At 40.3% G+C, this 19,807-nt stretch carries 18 protein-coding genes and 2 pseudogenes; 15 read left to right on the top strand and 5 right to left on the bottom strand.

Features of this window, described 5'->3' with window-relative positions:
- The 4 genes from BM278_RS11275 to BM278_RS11265 all read left to right on the top strand — a co-directional run bounded on the left by BM278_RS11275 (position 1) and on the right by BM278_RS11265 (position 3,293).
- Positions 1-789 (top strand): ABC transporter permease, encoded by a 789-nt coding sequence (locus tag BM278_RS11275; protein WP_090949773.1) that lies wholly within the window; start codon positions 1-3, stop codon positions 787-789.
- 201 nt (positions 790-990) lie between these two features.
- On the top strand, positions 991-1,935 hold the full coding sequence (locus BM278_RS11270; RefSeq protein ID WP_090949772.1) for a hypothetical protein: 945 nt from the start codon (positions 991-993) through the stop codon (positions 1,933-1,935).
- A 654-nt stretch (positions 1,936-2,589) separates the two neighbouring features.
- A complete protein-coding gene (locus tag BM278_RS19485; protein ID WP_279625762.1) occupies positions 2,590-2,718 on the top strand; it encodes a hypothetical protein in 129 nt (42 codons plus the stop codon).
- A 77-nt stretch (positions 2,719-2,795) separates the two neighbouring features.
- On the top strand, positions 2,796-3,293 hold the full coding sequence (locus tag BM278_RS11265; protein ID WP_090949824.1) for a QcrA and Rieske domain-containing protein: 498 nt from the start codon (positions 2,796-2,798) through the stop codon (positions 3,291-3,293).
- 132 nt (positions 3,294-3,425) lie between these two features.
- On the opposite strand, the pseudogene BM278_RS11260 reads toward BM278_RS11265, so the two are convergent.
- Both BM278_RS11260 and BM278_RS19480 read right to left on the bottom strand, forming a co-directional pair.
- Positions 3,426-4,501, bottom strand: a pseudogene (locus BM278_RS11260) (YncE family protein).
- Positions 4,502-4,942: 441 nt separating this feature from the next.
- Positions 4,943-5,065: a hypothetical protein gene (locus BM278_RS19480; RefSeq protein ID WP_279625761.1), complete on the bottom strand. Its 123-nt coding sequence runs from the start codon at positions 5,063-5,065 to the stop codon at positions 4,943-4,945.
- A gap of 270 nt (positions 5,066-5,335) precedes the next feature.
- Between BM278_RS19480 and BM278_RS11255 the strand changes: the two genes are divergently transcribed.
- From BM278_RS11255 to BM278_RS11225, 7 genes are all read left to right on the top strand, one after another.
- Positions 5,336-7,189 (top strand): copper-translocating P-type ATPase, encoded by a 1,854-nt coding sequence (locus tag BM278_RS11255; RefSeq protein WP_090949770.1) that lies wholly within the window; start codon positions 5,336-5,338, stop codon positions 7,187-7,189.
- 3 nt (positions 7,190-7,192) lie between these two features.
- Positions 7,193-7,573, top strand: coding sequence for a cupredoxin domain-containing protein (locus BM278_RS11250; protein ID WP_244151147.1), 381 nt, complete (start codon positions 7,193-7,195; stop codon positions 7,571-7,573).
- Positions 7,574-7,618: 45 nt separating this feature from the next.
- A complete protein-coding gene (locus BM278_RS11245) occupies positions 7,619-7,804 on the top strand; it encodes a DUF2933 domain-containing protein (RefSeq protein WP_090949769.1) in 186 nt (61 codons plus the stop codon).
- Between the two features lie 353 nt (positions 7,805-8,157).
- Complete coding sequence (locus BM278_RS11240; protein WP_425272982.1) at positions 8,158-9,426, top strand: cell wall-binding repeat-containing protein; 1,269 nt, start codon at positions 8,158-8,160, stop codon at positions 9,424-9,426.
- Positions 9,427-9,908: 482 nt separating this feature from the next.
- A complete protein-coding gene (locus tag BM278_RS11235) occupies positions 9,909-10,166 on the top strand; it encodes a hypothetical protein (RefSeq protein WP_090949767.1) in 258 nt (85 codons plus the stop codon).
- Positions 10,167-10,477: 311 nt separating this feature from the next.
- Positions 10,478-11,461: a F510_1955 family glycosylhydrolase gene (locus BM278_RS11230; protein ID WP_090949765.1), complete on the top strand. Its 984-nt coding sequence runs from the start codon at positions 10,478-10,480 to the stop codon at positions 11,459-11,461.
- A gap of 413 nt (positions 11,462-11,874) precedes the next feature.
- Complete coding sequence (locus tag BM278_RS11225; RefSeq protein WP_244151146.1) at positions 11,875-13,128, top strand: TlpA family protein disulfide reductase; 1,254 nt, start codon at positions 11,875-11,877, stop codon at positions 13,126-13,128.
- Positions 13,129-13,156: 28 nt separating this feature from the next.
- On the opposite strand, the gene BM278_RS11220 is transcribed toward BM278_RS11225, so the two are convergent.
- Positions 13,157-14,107 carry a multicopper oxidase family protein gene (locus BM278_RS11220; RefSeq protein WP_090949761.1) on the bottom strand — a complete coding sequence of 317 codons (951 nt, stop codon included), beginning with the start codon at positions 14,105-14,107 and terminating at the stop codon, positions 13,157-13,159.
- A 324-nt stretch (positions 14,108-14,431) separates the two neighbouring features.
- Between BM278_RS11220 and BM278_RS11215 the strand changes: the two genes are divergently transcribed.
- The 3 genes from BM278_RS11215 to copZ are packed head-to-tail and all read left to right on the top strand — an operon-like array spanning position 14,432 to position 17,388.
- The gene (locus BM278_RS11215; protein ID WP_090949760.1) at positions 14,432-14,743 is read left to right on the top strand and encodes a metal-sensing transcriptional repressor; all 312 of its coding nucleotides are present in this window, start codon (positions 14,432-14,434) and stop codon (positions 14,741-14,743) included.
- A 14-nt stretch (positions 14,744-14,757) separates the two neighbouring features.
- A complete protein-coding gene (locus tag BM278_RS11210) occupies positions 14,758-17,154 on the top strand; it encodes a heavy metal translocating P-type ATPase (RefSeq protein WP_090949758.1) in 2,397 nt (798 codons plus the stop codon).
- 30 nt (positions 17,155-17,184) lie between these two features.
- A complete protein-coding gene (gene copZ, locus BM278_RS11205) occupies positions 17,185-17,388 on the top strand; it encodes a copper chaperone CopZ (RefSeq protein ID WP_090949756.1) in 204 nt (67 codons plus the stop codon).
- A 53-nt stretch (positions 17,389-17,441) separates the two neighbouring features.
- Here the strand turns inward: copZ and BM278_RS11200 are convergent, their stop codons facing one another.
- Both BM278_RS11200 and BM278_RS11195 read right to left on the bottom strand, forming a co-directional pair.
- Positions 17,442-17,789: a four-helix bundle copper-binding protein gene (locus BM278_RS11200; RefSeq protein ID WP_090949755.1), complete on the bottom strand. Its 348-nt coding sequence runs from the start codon at positions 17,787-17,789 to the stop codon at positions 17,442-17,444.
- Positions 17,790-18,008: 219 nt separating this feature from the next.
- Positions 18,009-18,872 (bottom strand): C39 family peptidase, encoded by an 864-nt coding sequence (locus tag BM278_RS11195; RefSeq protein WP_090949754.1) that lies wholly within the window; start codon positions 18,870-18,872, stop codon positions 18,009-18,011.
- A gap of 422 nt (positions 18,873-19,294) precedes the next feature.
- Here BM278_RS11195 and BM278_RS19265 point away from each other — a divergent pair.
- Positions 19,295-19,486, top strand: a pseudogene (locus tag BM278_RS19265) (asparagine synthase (glutamine-hydrolyzing)); the annotation flags it as partial.
- Positions 19,487-19,807: the final 321 nt, after the last annotated feature.

Genomic DNA, 19,807 nt, shown 5'->3' with positions numbered 1-19,807 from the left:
GTGCGAAGATATGTACGGATTTTCCGCGAGTTTTTCCGCGCCTGTTTTGTGGAAGAATTGGAATATCGCAGCGAGTTTCTCGGCAATCTCATCTCCAGCTTTTTTGGCATTGGGATTGCGGTTTTGACGGTTAACATCTTTTTCTATCAGACTGACCAATTAGGCGGCTGGACATATGCCGACGTGCTTGTTTTGCTTGGCGTCTTTAATACGCTGAGAGGGATGATTGATTTTGCGTTGCGTCCAAACATGCCGCGCCTGCTTGAGCATGTCCGCCGCGGCACGTTGGATTATATTTTGACAAAGCCGGTCGATAGCATGTTTTACGTCAGCTTTCGCCATTTAGTATTTTGGCGGCTTATCGATGTATTGCTTGGCATTGGCGTCATCGGCTACGGATTAATAAAAAAACATTATATTCCGTCGCTAGTAGATGTGATCGTTTTTATCGTAACGATCGCCGCTTCGTTCGTGTTAATTTATTCGTTATGGATGCTGCTGATGACGACGTCGTTTTGGGTCATCCGCATTGACGACTTGTCCTTTATTTTTGATTCGTTTTTTGAAACGGCAAGGTTTCCGGTCGGCATGTACCGCGGCTGGGTGCGTATTGTGCTGACGTACGTATTGCCTGCCGCTGTCATTACGAACATGCCGGCGTTGTCACTGTTAGGAAAGTGGAATATGGCGACCGCGCTCATCGCCGCTTTGCTTGCTTTGGTCTTTCTATGGCTTGCGCGCCGCTTTTGGCGCTTTGCGCTTCGTTTTTATACGAGCGCGAGCAGCTGATAAATTGCGGTGTTTTCGTTTCAACAGCAAAAAATCACGATACCACTACTGTATGGGCGAAGAATAAGGAAAATATAAAAGTCATTTTATTGTTTCAGACATTAGTTTATCCCTATGAATAATAAATTTTAAAAGGACTAACTAATCACTTGGCCACATATATGTTTACAAATAAAAACTTACGCGGGAGGGGATCGTTCATTGCCAATTTTATTAACCGGAATTATTGTAACCATTTTATCATTGATGGTTATTGCTTTCGTATTCATAAAAAGAAAGAAAATAACATGCATGGCTGGAATGATGACGGCGATGGCTTTGGGAATGTTGGTCGGGCTAACAGGCGGATTGCTCGTCGGGATTTTGTATAGCGGCAACCTCTTTTTCTCAACTATTTTAGGAGCGGCCATTGGTTTTTTAGCTGGTTTTTTGACCGGTCTGCCGATTAGTGTGATGGCCATCATAGATGGTATTTTGTCAGGAATCATGGGCGGAATGATGGGTGCGATGTTAGGTGAAATGATGTTACCAGAATACCGAAATTCAATGATTCATATCATGCTCGTCATATTTGTCGGAATGATTAGCATCATTTTGTACATGCTTCAACAAGAAACCGGTTTTAACCGTTTATCTTTGATTAATAAAATATTCCATAATCCCCTATTACTAGCAATATTTTTTCTCCTGTTTTTCTACGCTTATAACCACTTATATAATGAACTCGCTCGAGATGACAACGTTCCAATAAAAAATTCATCTATGGGCCATTCTATGATCAGTAATAATCGGTTTGCTTCTCCGTTAAACTCTGGGGCAAAGGTGAAAACAGTAGTCATGGAAGCAACCGAATTTGCTTATTTCCCAAAAAATTTCAAACTTACTATAGGACAACCCGTAACCTTAATTCTCAAAAATAGCGGTGAAGTTGAACATGATATCGAATTCGAAAATATGAAAGCCTCCCTTTTACAACCAAGTCATCATGGGAATGATTCAAAAAATCAAACAGTCCATGTTCACTCTTTGCCGGGTAAAACAGCCGAAATTCGGTTCATACCGGTTGAAAGCGGTGTTTTTCGATTTTATTGTACGGTTCCCGGCCATAAAGAATCTGGAATGGTTGGATTCGTTGAAATTTCTTAAAGAAGAGGAACGGCTGTTGGAAATAAGTCCGGATGTTGGCGTAAACACCAATATGATTGAATGGCAGAAGCAATCGATTTTTTGAAAACATCTAGTTGCCAAATAAAAGACCATGACAAAAAATTGTAATTTTTTATGAACACTTTCTCCATACTTTTTTTTTATTATAAAATCATAAAAAACATGAAAAAAGCACTGTTGGTCCAGCGAATGTCGATGAAGTCGAGATTTTGTGTAAAAAGCAAAACGGCAAAAGACGATTTGGTTTTTTCGTCATCCAAATTTATTGTACTGTCATGGAATTGTACACAATAATTGGGACGTGGCCCGAATTTCAGCTTCGGGAAAATTCCGCTGCTTTTTGTTGTTTCTTTTTTCGCAATTTCCGGACTTGTTCGAAAAAGAGTGCAAGTTAGCTGTTGTATTAGTTTATGGAATGGACTATTTGCGTAGCAGCAGTGAAGACAAGGGGGAATATCGAATTAAACGCTTCCTTCCACTTTATGGAGCAATGCCCCTCCAAATAAGCTAGAAAACATGTGTGATCCATGCCATCATGTATAACAGCAAAGCATCAAGCAAAAACTTTGAATAAATGAAACGCCAAGGAACGATGATGAATCATTTTAAAATTTGCGAGAGGTGATGATGATGATGGATGGGATGATGAGTGTTTGGGGAATGATGGGATTGGGAATCATTGGTTGGGTTCTTAACTTGTTCATCATTGGACTGGTTGTTTATTTTGCTGTAAAACTTGCATTACGTCATAAAGACAAGTGATCATTAAAGATGCATTTGTCGCAGAGTAAGAAAAGAAGGACCTTTATCTTAAAGGCGATTAGGGGGGGAGATTGAAGTTGAATCGGAGAGATTTTCTGAGCAGATCGCTAAAAGGAGCAGCTGGATTATTTGCCGTTTCCGCATTGCCTATAGGGTTGTCTGCTTGCAGTAATGATAAAAAGAAAAACGTCGATATCAGCTCCATGGCCAATCTAGGTCCTCTAAGCGAGTTAGAAAAGGGGGAATTTCCGAAAAAGGTATCGTATAAAGCCAAAATAAAAGATGCATGGACCGAACAGGAAAGGGAAGGATTTGTGTATATCAATAAAAAAGACGACTCTTTGCTGATTATGTCTCCGGTTTGCACCCATCTAGGCTGTACAATAGGCGATGCGGAAATGAATATGCAGAAAAAAGGTGTCCGCTTTTTTTGCCCGTGCCACGGAGGGCAATATGATGAATACGGCATCAATGTAGGAGGGCCGCCGCCAAGACCGTTAGATGTATTTGACCCTTACATTAAGGACGGCAATGTTTATATTGCTGTATTGAGCCCGAGAAAAAGAGAAAAATAAAAAAAGGACTAAAGGGATGTGTTTGCTACAATAAAAACGGAGCGCTGTTTTCTTTTTTTTATAATTTTTATCATTCCGTAAATAGAAAAGAAAGAGCAGCAGGCTAAAAATGCAACCTGCTGCTTATTTATTTTACGGCATGATGCTGATCCCGTTCGGAATTTCACCTACTGGAACCGTTTTGATTGCTTTGTTTCGCACTTTATCAATGACACTCACCGTGTTGTCAAACATATTGGTGACGAAAACATATTTTTGATTCGGGCTTGTGACAACTCCGTGCGCTCCTTTGCCAGTTTCAATCGTGGCAACCACTTTTTTTGTTTTTATGTTTATTTTGCTTACGGAATGAGACGGTGCCTCCTTCGTCCCTTGATGGCTACATAAGCGAATGTATCATCTGGATCCATGTACACTTGGGCTGGCCCCCGACCGACCGGCACTTTTTCTACTTTACCGCTTGCTAAGTCAACAATGGCGAGGGCATTCTCTTTATTTAACGTTACGGCTAATGTTTTACCGTCCGAAGTAATACCGGTTGTTACAGGAGTAGATCCTACTTTTATTTTCTTTTCTTCTTTCATGGTTTCTAAATTGAGGATGCTGACGCTATCTTCTCCCATATTGGCAATATACGCATAACGGCTATCTTTAGAGATCCGGAAACCATGCGGACCTTTTCCAGTTGGAATTGTTTGGATGACTGAGTAGCTCGCCATATCAATGACTGAAACGTTATTGTCTTCATTATTGGTAACGAGAGCGTACTTTCCATTTTCGGTAAAAACGATATGAGCAGGATGATTCCCGACTTCCACTTTCTTTATTAATTCGTCCGTTTCTGTATTATAAAACAATGCCATTCCTTTCATTTCCATGGAGTGATCGTTCCCGTGCTGCATTCCCGGCACTAAAGTAGCGCCGAGAATTTTTCCGTCCGGGGAAACTTGGACATTGTGAACAGAACCTTCTACTTTGATTGTTGAAACGACTTTATTTGTCTCTAAATCAATTTTTGAAATGCTTCCGCCTTCGTTAGCGGTAAAATAATATTTTTTCGTTTCTTTTCTTTGCCCTTTTGTGGCGGCTGCGGATTGTTTATTTTCCCCTAAAGTAGTGTTGCTTTTTTGAGAATTCGTCCCGCAACCTCCTAGAATAAGCGTAAACATCGCCAATAAGGTTAACAAGGCAATGGTCATTTTACGCATCCAAATTCCTCCTTTTGGTTTATTGAGTCTAAAGACATGATATTAGCCAAAATATTTAATCGCTGTGATGAATTTCACAATAAAATTAAAATTGTTCTTAACCGTTACAATTTATTGAAATCCATCAATTCTGCAAATTTATCTTGTAAAATAGAAAAGATTTTCAATAAGAAGGAGGGACTGTTGTGGAGGCGAACTTCGAAAGAATGATCCAAGAGTATCGATCTGACATGGAATCAGTCTATCTTTCGGGATATCAGAGAGCAAAGAGAAAGAAATAAGGGGTTCGTCACAGAAAAATCCGTTCATCATTATCAAAAAAGTGATCGAAGGGATTTTATTTCCTTTTATTTACATATAAATACATTCATTATGGTTTCAACTGTCACGTAATTTTCTAAATTTCTCCATACAATCTCCATGTTTCGTTCTTAATATTATTCACAAAGAAAACAATGCGGAGGGGAATTTATGGAGAGAAGAAATAACCATTCTTGCACCCATCACCATCATGATCACCAACATGATCACCATCATGACAAGCATCACCACAGCCACAGCCATCATCGCGTTCACCATCAAGAGAAACATTCATGCCATCACGAATCCAACACTTTCAGTTCTAGCTCGATACACTCGGATACCTCACATCAAACAGAAGAGGGAGAAAAACACGAAAATGATGAACAATTGTATCGAGAACTAATGAAAAAATGGTGGGTTGCCGGAATATTGTCAGTTCCTGTTATATTGGTGTCATATCCAGATTTTTTTCCAATCATAAGAAATTTGCTGCCTATGGGAAGCAGTCAACTCTGGTTTAGCAGGTTGCTCATGGCAGTAGTAGCCTTGATTGTGATGATTTACAGCGGAAGCCAGTTTTTCATTGGGGCATGGGAAGGATTAAAACAACGTTCAGCCAATATGCATACACTAATTGCCATCGGGATCAGTGCGGCATGGATTTATTCGGTTGTCGCCTTGCTTTGGCCGGACTTATTTCCAGATCCATCGATGGCGGAAGTGTATTACGATGTTTCAACGGTTGTCACTGCGTTAGTCGTATTAGGAATGGCGATGGAAGAAAAAGCGAAGGGCAAATCATCTGAAGCAATTAAAAGACTCATTGGTTTACAACCTAAGACGGCTCGGGTGTTAAAAGAAGGAGTGGAAACAGAAATTCCTGTATCGCAGATTCAGATCGGGGATATCGTTGTTGTGCGGCCCGGTGAGAAGATACCGGTCGACGGAATCATTCTTGACGGAAGTTCAGCCGTTGATGAATCGATGTTGACCGGCGAATCGTTGCCTGTACAGAAAGTTCAAGGTGACGAAGTATTTGGCGGCACGATGAATAAAACAGGGAGCTTTACATTTCAGGTGACAAAGTCGCCGGATGATACCGCATTATCTAATATCATCAACATGGTGAGGCAAGCTCAAGGCTCCCGCATCCCTGTCCAACGAATTGTTGATAAAGTTTCTGCGATTTTTACTCCGAGTGTAATCATTTTAGCTATCATTGGGTACTTAATTTGGTTTAATTTCGGTCCTTCGCCTTCAAGTATGTATGCTCTAATTGTTTTAGTGACGACGCTCATTATTGCCTGCCCTTGTGCATTAGGAATGGCCACTCCTATGTCCTTGACTACGGGGATAGGTAAAGGAGCGGAAAACGGGATTCTCATCCGTTCCGGCGAAGCGCTGCAAATCGCCCAGAAATTAACGACTATCGTTTTAGATAAGACGGGGACGATCACCATGGGCAAACCTTCGTTAACCGATGTGATCCCTGTAGGTTCACTCAAAGAAGAAGAATTAATTTATTTCGCGGCAACGCTTGAACAAGGATCGGAACATCCGTTAGCAGGTGCAATACTTGAAGCAGCTAAAGAGAAAAATATATTGCTGGGGAAAACCGAGAACTTTGAAGCTATACCGGGGCATGGTGTGCAAGGATGGATTGATGATCGCCATGTTCTATTCGGAAACTTGAAACTCATGAAGAAAGGCAACATTGCAACAGAAGTTTATATACAACATGCTGAAAGATTGGCGGACGAAGGAAAAACACCAATGTTTTTGGCGATTGATGGAAAACCGGAAGGAGTCATCTCTGTAGCGGATACGGTGAAACAAGATTCTTTAGAGGCAATTACGGCAATGAAAAACATCGGATTAGAGGTAATCATGGTTACGGGGGATAACGAGCGAACGGCGCGTGCAATCGCGAAGAAGGTAGGGATTACCAATGTCATCTCAGATGTGCTCCCGCAGAATAAAGCAGAAATTGTCCGGAAACTGCAAGCAGATGGGAAAAAAGTAGCAATGGTGGGAGATGGAATCAATGATGCCCCGGCACTGACGCAGGCAGATATTGGAATGGCAATCGGAACCGGTACGGATGTAGCGATTGAAGCGAGTGATATTACCCTTGTTAAAGGAAGTTTACAATCGGTAGTGCAAGCGATTCAAATTAGTCGGGCAACGATGAGAAATGTATATCAAAATTTAATTGGCGCGTTCATTTATAATGCACTAGGCATCCCAATCGCTCTTGGCGCGCTTTATCCATTGACTGGTTCATTATTGTCTCCGCTTGTAGCCGCAGCGGCAATGGCGTTTAGCTCTGTTACTGTTGTGGCAAACGCCAATCGCTTGAAACGTTTTCAACCAAAGGAGGTATGATTGATGGATATGACTCCGATTATCGTTAATGTGAGTGGGCTGCTTCTTATTGTTTTCATTGCTTGGTTTTTCTGGGGTCCTAAAAAGGGCGGATACAAAGCTACCTTAACCCCATCTGGATATCAAGAAGCAGAAATAATCGTCAAAGGCGGCTATACTCCACATATTGTTGTAGTCAAAAAAGGAAAGCCGGTGAAGTTTCAATTTATTCGAAAAGAGGAAAACTCTTGTTCGGAAATGGTTGTATTTCCTGAATTCAACAAAAGTGCGGTTCTCCCTGTTGGGGAAAAGGTGACGGTTGAATTTCTGCCAAAAGAAAGCGGAGAATATTCGTTTCAATGTCAAATGGGGATGTATCGCGGGAAAGTAATTGTTCAGGATTAAAAGACAACAAAAGTTGTCAACTAAACGGAAGAGGAGAGAAACGGAATGAATTGGGCCAATCTTTTAATATTGTTGCTATGTCCTTTAATGATGCTATTTTGTATGAGAGGACATAAGCATCATAATCATCATAACCATCATGATCATCATTCCATCAAGGAATTACAGGATCAGATTACAAAATTACAGGCAGACAATGAGCAATTAAAGAAACAATTAAAAAGTAAATGAGGGGTAGCGAAGGGTGTCTTAGGGCATCCTTCGCTTTTTGTCTTTTGCAAAAAATGCAATAGCCATGTTTTCGTATCATAAAGTGGCCGCCGATCAAATCTTGATTATGTGTAAAAAGTTGTTGATCCAGCGAATTTAGATTTTGGGGAATCAAACTAAACTGCTTTTTGCCGTTTCTTTTGACATAAATTCCGGGCTTGATCATCGCCGCCCCAAAAAGAGAGCGATTTTCATATACATTCGTTTGAGTTTTTTGGTGGAAAGCCTTGTATTGGACTTTTTTGATTAATAAAAGCAATAACAAACGGGGATAATTATAAAAAGAAAAGTTGTTTCAAGGAGGATTGCACATGATCAGTAAATTGTTTAGGGGACTCCTAGTAGCTGTGCTGCCTGTCTTTATTACTATCGGATGTAATAATCAAAACAATGGCCAGATGGATCGTGATTCAAAAGGAATGCAGCGTGCGAATATGAATCATGAAAATATGGGGATGTCCACCAATGGCAAAAACAATGAAATGGAATTCGCAAAGCCGCCAAGTTCCTTCAACCGTTTGGCAAATCAACACATCATGATAACCGCAACGAAAAACGTTACCCGTATCAACACGGATGATCCCATTGAATTATCCGTCAAGGTTTCACAAACGGTTTGGCCTGCTACACATAAAGAAAATCAACCCGGCGGAGTTATCTTAGTGCCTGTTGAAAACTGGCAAATCGCATTGGCGAGTGTGGACTTCATCCATCATCCAAACAATGGCCCTGTTTTATTTACAAAAGACCAAAAAATACCAGATGCCGTCATAAAAGAAATAAACCGTCTTCAACCTTTAGGCACAGCTGACGGTACGCAAATTATGGTGATGGGAAATCTTAAGAAAAGCGAACTGAATAAATTAAAAAATTTTAAGCTGAAACAAATTAGTGAGACGGATCCAGCTGCGTTTGCAAAAGAAATTGACCGATTTTACAGTGACATCGCCGGTAAGACTCCACAAGGCGTGATTATTGGTTCTTTAGAAGAGAAGGCGAAATTGTACACTCTTATAGCCGCCAATTGGATCGCCCATATGGAAGAACCGTTACTGTATGTTACGGAAAATGACATTCCGCAGCCAACCAAAGTGGCGCTACAGCAAAGAAAAGGAAAAGCAAACATATATCTTTTAGGTCCCGAATCAGTAATCTCTAAAAAAGTGGAAAACGAACTAAAATCATTTGGCTCCGTTGTCCGAATCGCGGGCGAAACGCCGGTGCAACAATCTGTTTCTTTTGCTGCTTACAAAGATGAAAAAACGAAGTTTGGCTGGGGGTTAAATGATCCGGGACATGGCGTATCATTTATTTCAACGAAAACCCCAGAACTAGCGATTGCGGCTGCGCCGTTTTCCCATTTAGGAAAACATGCGCCTTTAATATGGCTAGAAAATGGGACATTAACAAAGGACGTATATGCATTTTTAGCCCGTTTAAAACCAACTTTTACGGATGATCCAACAGCAGGACCGTATAACCACGCATTTTTATCTGGTACATTCCGTTCTATCTCTTATCAAACACAAGGAATCATCGATGAAAAACTCGAAATTGTTCCCGCGACCGGGAAAGGGCATTAGAAGCACGCAAATCGATATGCGCAAAACAGCTTGCAAGCTGAGCGAGCTGTTTTTTATTTTGGAAACTCGTTGTATTAATATGACGGATGTGCAAACATATAGCATTCGACTAACAGCAAAGGTTTTTGAATTATTCGCATATCATCTTATACCATTTCTACAAGCTAATGTGTGATGATGATCCAAGTCTTGTGTAAATTTTCATTTCTTGGTTCAGCAAATTGACGTTTTGGAGAAATCAAAAATCAAACTGCTTTTGGCCGTTTCTTTTTACACCAAATTTCGGACTTAATCGTAATGACTCACGTTGTTTAAGAAACATGCAAGCAACAAAACAAAATATGTTTATGATGACAAAGCCATTAGAAATTCTAATCGATTTTTGACAATATCTAACGCGACAAAAATTTGTAATTTTTTATGAATACTTTCTCCATACTTTTCCTTTATTCTAAAACCAGAAAAAGATGGAGGTGTTGAAAGTGAAAAAACTTATTTCAGGTTTGTTCGTTCTTGTTTCAGCTTTTGTATTAGCTACAGCAGTTTTTGCAGCAAATAAAAACGAGAATAATGACCAGAAAGAAATGTTGTCAATGATGAAACAAATGCATCCAAAATTTTCGGAGGAACAATTACAAAAGATGTACGAACAGTGCCAAAATACTAAAAATATGAATCAAATGATGGAACATATGATGAATAATAGCAAAATGAATCAACAAATGAATAGCATGATGTAACAAAGGCAAATCAAATTCTTGACCCTGTACTTTCATACAGGGTCTATACTTTTGTGTGAGATGATCTGCGTGCGCCATGATCGGATTCGTGAAGTTGCCGAGAAAATTTAATAAAGAAACGATTGCAATATCAACCATGAACGGAGAGTGAATCCCGAAAACGGCGAGAACAGATGCCGGATACCGAATATACACTTGACGCAACGATTAGCAGATAATGATGGAACGCTTGCAAAAGTTAAGTTTTAAATTCTGCAAATATTTTTGTTATAATACTTTCATACACTTCATGCACAAAAGGGGTATCCACGATGAAAAAAATGACCAAAGCCATTATGATTACATCGGCTATTTTTCTGTTAAGCGCTTGTTCATCTCCCACTGCAGAAAAACAGCCTTTTATTACTAGCAAAGAACAGGCAAAGTCGAACGTCTCTGTTACGAACAATCCTTTCTTTAAAGAAAAGAAAGAAGGAAAGTTTGAACATTTGCATGGAATCGGTTATGCAGGCAACAAAAATGCGGTTTACTTCGCTACACACGAAGGTTTGCTTGTTTACCAAAATAATAGATGGTATGAGACGACTTCCAATAAACATGATTATATGGGCTTTTCTGCGACTGATGATGGCTTTTATTCATCGGGGCATCCAGAAGCAGGTTCATCGTTGGGGAATCCGCTTGGTCTTGTCAAAAGTTTTGATAATGGACAAACATTGATGAATCTAGGATTTTATAAAGAATCTGATTTTCATTACATGGCCGTCGGCTATCGAAGCCATACGATTTATGTGGTGAACCAAGAAGAAAATAAAACGCTCGGACAAGGGGTATTTTATAGTAAAGACGATGGAAAAACGTGGTCGCAAAGCCAATTGAACGGTTTGCCGCAAACTTCTGCAGGAACGATTGCAGCCCATCCAACCGACGAAAACATGGTTGGAATTAGTACGCCTGAAGGAATTTTCATCTCAAATGATAATGGAAATACGTTTGAGCGTTTTACTCGAAAGATCAATACCACAACTTTTGCCTTTCAAGAAAAATCCATTTTATTTGCGGCTATAGAAAACAATAAGCCTATACTGATCAAACAATCATTAAACTCAAAACGAGAGGAATTTCTTCCTGTTCCTCCGCTTGATGAAAAAGACCATATCATGTATATAACCTCTAATCCGAGAAACGAGAAGGAAATTGTGATTGCTACCATGAACGGGGATATTTTCATGACAAAAAATAACGGTGCAAGTTGGGCAAAATTGGCATCGAAAGGAAAAATAAATTTGGAATAAAAGACATGCATCCGCATGTCTTTTTTGCTTCCTATTTCAAAAATATCCTACTCCATCATTTCTGCAAAATTCATTGCTATAATCATCAATAACCTGTTGGAGAAAAAGGTGGAAAGAAGGGCGTATTCATTCTTGGATGGAATAAGTAATTTCTTAGTCTAGCGGTTTCTAAAAGAAAATGAACAGGAAGTTATGTTCGGAAAATTATTGGAATTGTCATGAATCTTACTCGGTTTATTAAGATACTATTGCTGGTTGATGCTAACGTGGCGAAGAGGAGGAAAGTGGAAGGCGATGTTTGAGGGTTCGGTCTTGATGATCGCGGTGATGTTGTTCTGGGTGGTATTAATCGCCATTGGTTTTTATCTCTTGTATCGTTTTATCAATGACCGATGAATGAGGGGGAATGTATATTGCAATTTGGTAGCATCATCGTTCAAGGTGAAAATCTTTTGCTAATAAGCGGCTTATTAATTAGCTATGTACTGTTTTATTATGGTATTAGGATATTGAAAATAGAGCGAAATATCATGGATTTAATTTTTAATAGCTTCATTAATGGAGTGTTGATTTGGAAATTTAGCTATGGTGTTTTACACCTCGATTCCGTTTTGCAAAATCCTATGACGATACTTTATTTTAACGGGGGATATGTTGGAATTGGCATTGCGATTGTATTTATGACGGTCTATACTTGGTCATGCATCAGAAAACAGAACATTCCTGTAGATTCTTATATACGGGCGGCAGTTCCAGTATATTTTGGGTATTTTAGCACTTTTGCATCGGTTTACGTAATGGAAGATCCACGGAACTATCCAGTAATTTTGCAAGCAATAGCAGCTGTTTCTTTTTTTATAGCAGCCTCACTAATGAAAAGGCAAAAAACGTTGTTGCAGCTTCTCATATGGTTTCATTTAGTTCAATTGGAGATCGCTTTGTATAAAAATCATTTTGTATATGCCACAAGCATATCAAAAGAAGCATTGTTCTATGTCTCTTTAATTGTTATCTTTTTGTCTGTTTCGTATTGGCTAGAAAGACAAGGTAGGGAAGAAGCGGATAAGGACAAGAAAAAGGGATGGAGAAATACAACGATTAAAATCACATTAGGTGTGATCATTTTAAGCTTTGGCATAACTTCTATTCTTGCCAATCAACAAGAAACAAAGCGAATAGAATCTAAAGCGGCTGCGTCTGCGCCGTTAAATTCAGGAAAAATCGGAATTAATAAAGGACAAGTGGCGCCAGATTTTGAGCTGCTTTCAATAAAAGGGGACAAATGGAAGTTGTCTGATTTTCGCGGGAAGACCGTTATATTGAATTTTTGGGCTTCTTGGTGTCCGCCTTGCAAAGCGGAAATTCCGGAAATGCAAAAATTTTATGAAAACAACCGAAATAACAACGTAGAGATTTTGGCAGTCAATTTAACGAATAGCGAACGTAGCCCTGATGCGGTGAAGGATTTTGTCAAGGATAAAGGAATGACATTTAACATCTTGCTTGATCAACAAGGAGAAATTAGCAATTTATACAGTGTAATGACGATTCCTACTTCGTATATCATCGATAAAAATGGGGTTATCAGAGATAAGCATATAGGTCCCATGTCTTATGAAATGATGGATAACTTCATTTCTAATATAAAAAATTCAGATGCCAACTAGAAAAAGCTAAAACAGTATTTAGAACCAATCACTGCACATAGCGAATAATGGTAAGCATTCCGCCCATATCCATAGAATGCATGTTCGCTGTATGATGTGGCTTATGGCAGTGAAATGCCCAATTTCCTGGGTTGTTCGCGAAAAATTCAATATTCCACGTTTCTCCTGGAGCGACATTAATCGTATTTCGTTTTTGTCTCGCCGCAACGGGGATGATGTTTCCGTCGACGGCAGTTGTAATAAAGTCATGTCCATGAAAATGCATAGGATGGGAGTTCATGCTTAAATTGCCAAGGCGAATACGAACTCGTTCACCATATCGAACAAGTAGAGGAGTTGTATCAGGATAAGCTTTGCCGTTAATCGTGAAAAAATTAAACATCATGGACGATGGGTCAATATGGTATATATTTGGAGCCAATTGCCCAGAAATTGGCTGGCCATTATTTTGTGGGCGCCTTTCCGTTTGCACCGCCCACTCCTGAAGTAAAAGAACATAGTCGCGGTCGACTGCCTCTTCGTATATACCGCGCGAAATAAGCATGCCTCCCAGCCCCATTAGCTCTTGTCTTGCGTTATGGACATGACTGTGATACATGAAAGTCCCTGCTTGCTGTATACGAAATTCGTACATAAAACTTTCCCCGGGACGTATAATGGGACTTCCCCCGGGGCCAGGCACCCCATCCATTCGGTTGGAAACAATTAACCCATGCCAATGAACAGATGTCGCTTCCGGCAACCGGTTTTCCACTGTAATTTGGACATAGTCTCCCTCATTGACAAGAATGGTTGGGCCGGGAATACTCCCGTTGTAACCATACCCGCGGATTTTTATTCCGCCCACTAGTTCATGAACAACCGGTTCTGCACGCAAATGAAATCGTTTGGCACCGTTTTGGAGAATTTGAAACGGTGCATTTTTCACGTCGGGAGTCACAATAGGAGTTTGAGGATTTTTGGCAAAATAATCATACATTTCGTCATCCCCCTATGGAAAAGGTATTACAATTTCAATATATGTTATTAAATGCGGCGATAGTCGTTTTATTTTTTCAGGAAATAGCTGGATAAAGTTTGGAATATGATGTGAAATGGTGTTCTCTGCCCAGCAAACTTAGAAAAATAAAGCGGCTGTTTGCTGTTTTTTACACAAATTCTTGAATTTCATCAATAGTTGAATAGATGTTTGCTGCTCTGATTCAAAATAAATAAAAAATTACATATGTATCAGTTGCAATTTATACCCGATACGGGTATAATGTATTCAGAAGCGACGGGTATGAGCAATGAGGTGATAGTAATGAGCCAATATGAAGATGACCATATCAATGCAAAAATGGTTCCGCGGACCGAAGAAGAGATCGAAAGCATCGTCAAGCGCCTGAGGCGCATTGAAGGGCAAGTACGCGGAGTGCAAAAAATGGTTGAGGACAATCGATACTGCATTGATATTTTAGTGCAAATTTCCGCAATCCAAGCCGCATTAAACAAAGTCGGGCTGAACTTGCTGGAACGCCATGTCAATCATTGTGTTGCCAAGGCGATCCGCGAAGGAAGCGGGGAAGAATCCATTCAGGAACTAATGGATGTGATTAAGCAATTCTCAAAGTAAGGAAGGGAAAATGGATGAGTGAACAAAGAACCGTGACACTGAAAGTAACTGGCATGACATGCGCCGCTTGTTCCAATCGTATTGAAAAAGTGTTGAACAAGATGGATGGCGTAGAAGCAAATGTTAATTTGGCAATGGAAAAAGCAACGGTTAAATATGATCCATCGAAACAAAGCATAGCTGACATTCAATCCAAGATTGAGAACTTGGGCTATGGCGTTGCCACGGAAAAAGTGACGCTGGACATTGAAGGGATGACATGCGCGGCATGTGCGGCACGGATTGAAAAAGGATTAAATCGTATGGAAGGTGTGACAAGCGCTGCTGTAAACTTGGCGACAAACAGTGCTGTTGTAGAATACAATGAAGGGATTATATCTGTAGATGACATTTTAGAGAAAATCAAAAAGCTTGGATACAAAGGACAAATCCGAAATGAAGAACAAGATCACGCAAGCCGAAGAGAAGAGCTGCTAAAACAAAAACAACGGCAACTTGCCATTTCCATCGTTTTATCGCTGCCTTTGCTTTATACGATGATTGCGCATATGCCGTTTAATATCGGCTTGCCGATGCCGCACCTATTGATGAATCCGTGGTTCCAGCTTCTTTTAGCTACACCTGTCCAGTTCTACATTGGCGGTCCCTTCTATGTAGGGGCGTACCGGGCATTGCGAAACAAGAGTGCCAACATGGACGTACTGGTGGCGCTTGGAACATCGGCAGCTTACTTTTACAGCTTATATGAAGCACTCAAAACGTTAGGAAATCCCGAATATATGCCAAGATTGTATTTTGAAACGAGTGCCGTGCTGATTACGCTTGTACTTGTCGGAAAATATTTTGAGTCTCTCGCGAAAGGGAGAACGACAGAAGCGATCTCTAAGCTGTTGAGTCTGCAGGCGAAAGAAGCTACTGTCATCCGTAATGGGGAGGAAATAAGAGTTCCGCTGGAGGAAGTGGCGATTGGCGACACCATTGTCGTCAAGCCGGGAGAAAAAATCCCGGTAGATGGCACTGTCATCGCCGGAGCATCCTCTGTAGACGAATCGATGATTACCGGCGAATCCATTCCTGTTGATAAGAGAGAAGGAGACTATGTCATTGGGGCAACCATTAATAAAAACGGTGTACTAACCATTCGTGCGGAAAAGGTTGGAAAAGATACTGCACTTGCCAATATCATTAAAATCGTCGAAGAGGCCCAAGGTTCGAAAGCGCCGATTCAGCGTATGGCTGATGTCATTTCAGGCATTTTCGTGCCAATTGTTGTAGGAATTGCTGCCGTTGCATTCATTATATGGTACTTCTTTGTTGCGCCGGGCGACTTGCCAAAAGCGCTTGAGGTCGCGATCGCGGTTCTTGTTATTGCTTGTCCTTGTGCGCTTGGTCTTGCCACACCGACATCGATTATGGTTGGTACAGGAAAAGGGGCAGAACAGGGAATCCTCTTTAAAGGAGGTGAATACCTGGAAGGAACGCATAAAATCAATGCCGTATTACTGGATAAAACAGGAACAGTGACAAAAGGAAAACCGGAAGTAACCGATGTGCTTAAATTCCGCGAGGATATGCTCGATTATGCCGTTTCCGCTGAGAGCGCTTCGGAACATCCGTTGGCACATGCGATTGTCGAATATGGAAAAAAACAAGCGGTCGCTATGAAGCCGCTGGAACATTTTGCTGCTATTACCGGCCACGGAATTGAAGCTGTCATTGATGGGCACAGCGTCCTTGTTGGAACGCGAAAACTGATGAAGGAGCGCTCTGTAGCGATTGACGCCTATGAACATCAAATGATAGAGCTTGAAAAACAGGGAAAAACGGCTATGCTAGTTGCTGTTGATGGACAGCTTGCTGGCATCATTGCCGTCGCGGATACGGTAAAAGAAAGCTCAAAAGAGGCGATTGCAACATTAAAACAAATGGGTATCGAAGTGTACATGGTAACAGGAGACAATAAACGGACAGCAGAAGCGATCGCAAACCAAGTGAACATCGATCATGTCTATGCAGAGGTGCTTCCGGAAGACAAAGCAAAAATTGTCGAGGAATTGCAAAAACAAGGAAAACGTGTGGCGATGGTTGGCGATGGAATAAATGACGCCCCAGCTCTTGCCAAAGCGGATATTGGTATGGCGATTGGCACAGGAGCGGATGTCGCCATCGAAACGGCTGATGTCACTTTGGTCGGCGGAGATTTAGCGCATATTCCGAAAGCGATCGAGTTAAGCCGCAAAACGATGAAAAACATTCGACAAAACTTGTTCTGGGCTTTGTTCTATAATACCATCGGCATTCCTGTAGCTGCCGCAGGATTATTGCAGCCGTGGGTTGCCGGAGCGGCCATGGCATTCAGTTCCGTATCTGTTGTGACAAACGCGCTTCGTTTGAAACGCGTGAAAATATAAAAAATAAAAATTTTTAAGGAGGAATGGACAATGACCATTACATTACATGTACAAGGAATGACTTGCGGCCACTGCAAAATGGCAGTGACGAACGCTCTTAAAGAGCTAGACGGTGTAAAAAATGTAGAAGTACATCTGCAAGAAGGCACTGTGGATGTCGATTATGATGAAACAAAGGTAAGTGTAGAAAAACTCAAAGAGGCGATTGAAGAACAAGGTTATGATGTGAAATAACGTAAAAAGGCTGTCCCAAAGTGAAACCACTTTTGGGGCAGCCTTCAATCATATTATGATGACATTTTACGGCATTCTTCAGCACACTGACGGCATACATTAGCACATTCCTGACAATGTGTATCTTGGAATTTTGCACATTCAGCCGCACAAGCATCGCAAATGGTTGCGCAAAGTTGGCAAAACTGCTTCGCATATGTGCTTCCGCGGGACATCCATTGAGCCGCCATGGCACAAATGTCTGCACAATCCCTTAAAATGTTGATGCAATGTGTTCGAGCCTGTACGTCCGCTTCTTTTAAACATGAAGTCAGACATTCTTCGCATGCTTGCATGCATTTGTTACAAGCATCGATACACGCTTGAAATTGTTGAACAGATGAATTAATAACTGTCGCCATATATAATATCCCTCCATTGATTAAAATTCATTTTTATTTTTTTCTAACTTAAAAAACAATAAACTGGAAATAAAAACCAAAAAAAGATAGGCTTCCTCAAAAGGGTGCTAAATCCATCCCCCTTTTGAAGCCAGCCTCTTTTCTTACTGCGATAAACCGTTATTTCTTTTGGATCTTAAGAGTCTAAAATAAAAAAAGACAGCGATTAGCTACAACCGATTAATTGCGGTTATAGGTAATCGCTTGTTTGCCCATTTGTTCCCAAGCTTTAATGAATTCAACTTTAGGCGCTTTTTTATTTTTCGTACCTGTCAGCGGATCATTAAAATAAATATATTGATCATCATATCCGGTGATTAATACCGAATGCTCCCGATATGTTATTTTTATAGGACCTTGCGGGGTCTGCCATTCCCTAAATTCAGACGGAGGAAGTACACGAAAGGTTGTGTTGGTAATCACCCAAACTGGGGTGCCTTTTGACAAATATTTATATATTTCTGCAAATGATTGTCCTGTTAAATCAACGATTTGATTAGGCAAATACATTTCGGCTAATTGTTTTATCGGTTTATGATAGACGCCGTATCCGGGTTTCTTTGTTGTATACATGTCACCAACAAACCCTTCATTTGGATGTCCATAAAATACTTTTCCGTTATGTTTTCGATAGGGGGTTGGATTTTTCTTTATTTGTTTCGCTAGTGTCATCTTGTCTACGTTGACCCCCGCATAATTCAAAAGCATGGCCAAGCTTGTTACTTCGCACCCCCTTGGTAATTCTGGAAGCTGCGAGATAATGGGGGCGTCGATGAGAGTCGATTTAATGGCGGCTTGTTCTTTTGAATCCCTAGATGATCGGTTTCTTGCTTCCACTTTTGATGTTTTCTGTACTAGATCCATTATAGTATCGATCATATTCTCAGATTTTGCATAATGGACAAATAGAGTGAAAAACAATAAGGAAAAAGCGATATAATATCCTATTGCTAATTTATATAACTTTTCATTAGTTGGCTTTCGCAAAAGAAAAATAGAAAGTGAAAAAATCATAAGTGCTAAGAAAAATATAGTTCCCAACATAACAGCTGCAACCCCTTCGCAAAGCTTGCTGTTTTTATCTTACCGGCTAAATTTGCAGAAACAATGGAGGATTGAACGCCGAAAAGTGCATTTGTTTGCCAATGATCCAAGTTCGCTTGGACTTACACCAATGCTAAAGAATTGACCCAATGGAGAATGCTTCCCCTGTGTAATGTATGCAATAATCGCAAAAGAATTTATCATTTCTCTACATTTTGTATGTTTTAATATCTTGGGCCATGTCGCAAGAAAATTCAAGAAAAATAATTTTAATTTAATTTAATGTAAAAAGCCCATTACAGGAATCGATAAAATGATATAATAAAATTTGTTAAGTTTTAAATATATAATAATATAATATTTAATTAGCCTAATCCTTGATAAATCTATCACATTAAATAAAGTGGGGGAATAATAATATAATGTGTGGTTTTATTGGATGCATTCATGACCAACCAAGAATCATCGATAAAAAATGGAAAGAAACGTTTCAAAAAATGAATGATATCATTACTCATCGCGGTCCTGATGATAATGGCTATTTTTTTGATGAACACGTGAATTTTGGATTTCGACGTTTAAGTATTATTGATCTTGAATCAGGGTCAAGTCCTAATTATTGTGTAAATTCCCCTTTGATAGACAACATGGACCTGATGACTTGACGTATGGTAGGCAAGTCCGGCAAGTCTCCCTGCCAGTCGCCTTCCCGGACAAACGATCATGTTGTCAAGGAACAGGCGTGTCAAGGAGCTTTCGCGGCATATCCTCGCTTCGCTCCGGTATTCCACGTTCTCCTTGACACAGCGAAGGGGTTACCCTACTCTTTTCATCTCCGAAACTTCCTGATTCACCGATCGAGCTTCTTGCTCTTTCGTTTTCCGCCACTGCCAATATTCGGACATATCTAAGTATTTACGTCCCGACATCCATTT

The sequence above is a fragment of the Parageobacillus thermantarcticus genome, assembly GCF_900111865.1.
GTDB classification, from domain to species: domain Bacteria; phylum Bacillota; class Bacilli; order Bacillales; family Anoxybacillaceae; genus Parageobacillus; species Parageobacillus thermantarcticus.
Note: the sequence above shows the minus strand (reverse complement) of the source record. Positions and strands in the feature narration are given on the sequence as shown.

Coding starts and splice junctions, on each gene's coding strand:
- BM278_RS19485 (WP_279625762.1), top strand. CDS start 2,590: ATGGATGGGATGATGAGTGTTTGGGGAATGATGGGATTGGGAATCATT.
- BM278_RS19480 (WP_279625761.1), bottom strand. CDS start 5,065: ATGGCTGTGGCTGTGGTGATGCTTGTCATGATGGTGATCATGTTGGTG.
- BM278_RS11255 (WP_090949770.1), top strand. CDS start 5,336: ATGGCAGTAGTAGCCTTGATTGTGATGATTTACAGCGGAAGCCAGTTT.
- BM278_RS11250 (WP_244151147.1), top strand. CDS start 7,193: ATGGATATGACTCCGATTATCGTTAATGTGAGTGGGCTGCTTCTTATT.
- BM278_RS11245 (WP_090949769.1), top strand. CDS start 7,619: ATGAATTGGGCCAATCTTTTAATATTGTTGCTATGTCCTTTAATGATG.
- BM278_RS11230 (WP_090949765.1), top strand. CDS start 10,478: ATGAAAAAAATGACCAAAGCCATTATGATTACATCGGCTATTTTTCTG.
- BM278_RS11220 (WP_090949761.1), bottom strand. CDS start 14,107: ATGTATGATTATTTTGCCAAAAATCCTCAAACTCCTATTGTGACTCCC.
- BM278_RS11215 (WP_090949760.1), top strand. CDS start 14,432: ATGAGCCAATATGAAGATGACCATATCAATGCAAAAATGGTTCCGCGG.
- BM278_RS11210 (WP_090949758.1), top strand. CDS start 14,758: ATGAGTGAACAAAGAACCGTGACACTGAAAGTAACTGGCATGACATGC.
- copZ (WP_090949756.1), top strand. CDS start 17,185: ATGACCATTACATTACATGTACAAGGAATGACTTGCGGCCACTGCAAA.
- BM278_RS11200 (WP_090949755.1), bottom strand. CDS start 17,789: ATGGCGACAGTTATTAATTCATCTGTTCAACAATTTCAAGCGTGTATC.
- BM278_RS11195 (WP_090949754.1), bottom strand. CDS start 18,872: ATGTTGGGAACTATATTTTTCTTAGCACTTATGATTTTTTCACTTTCT.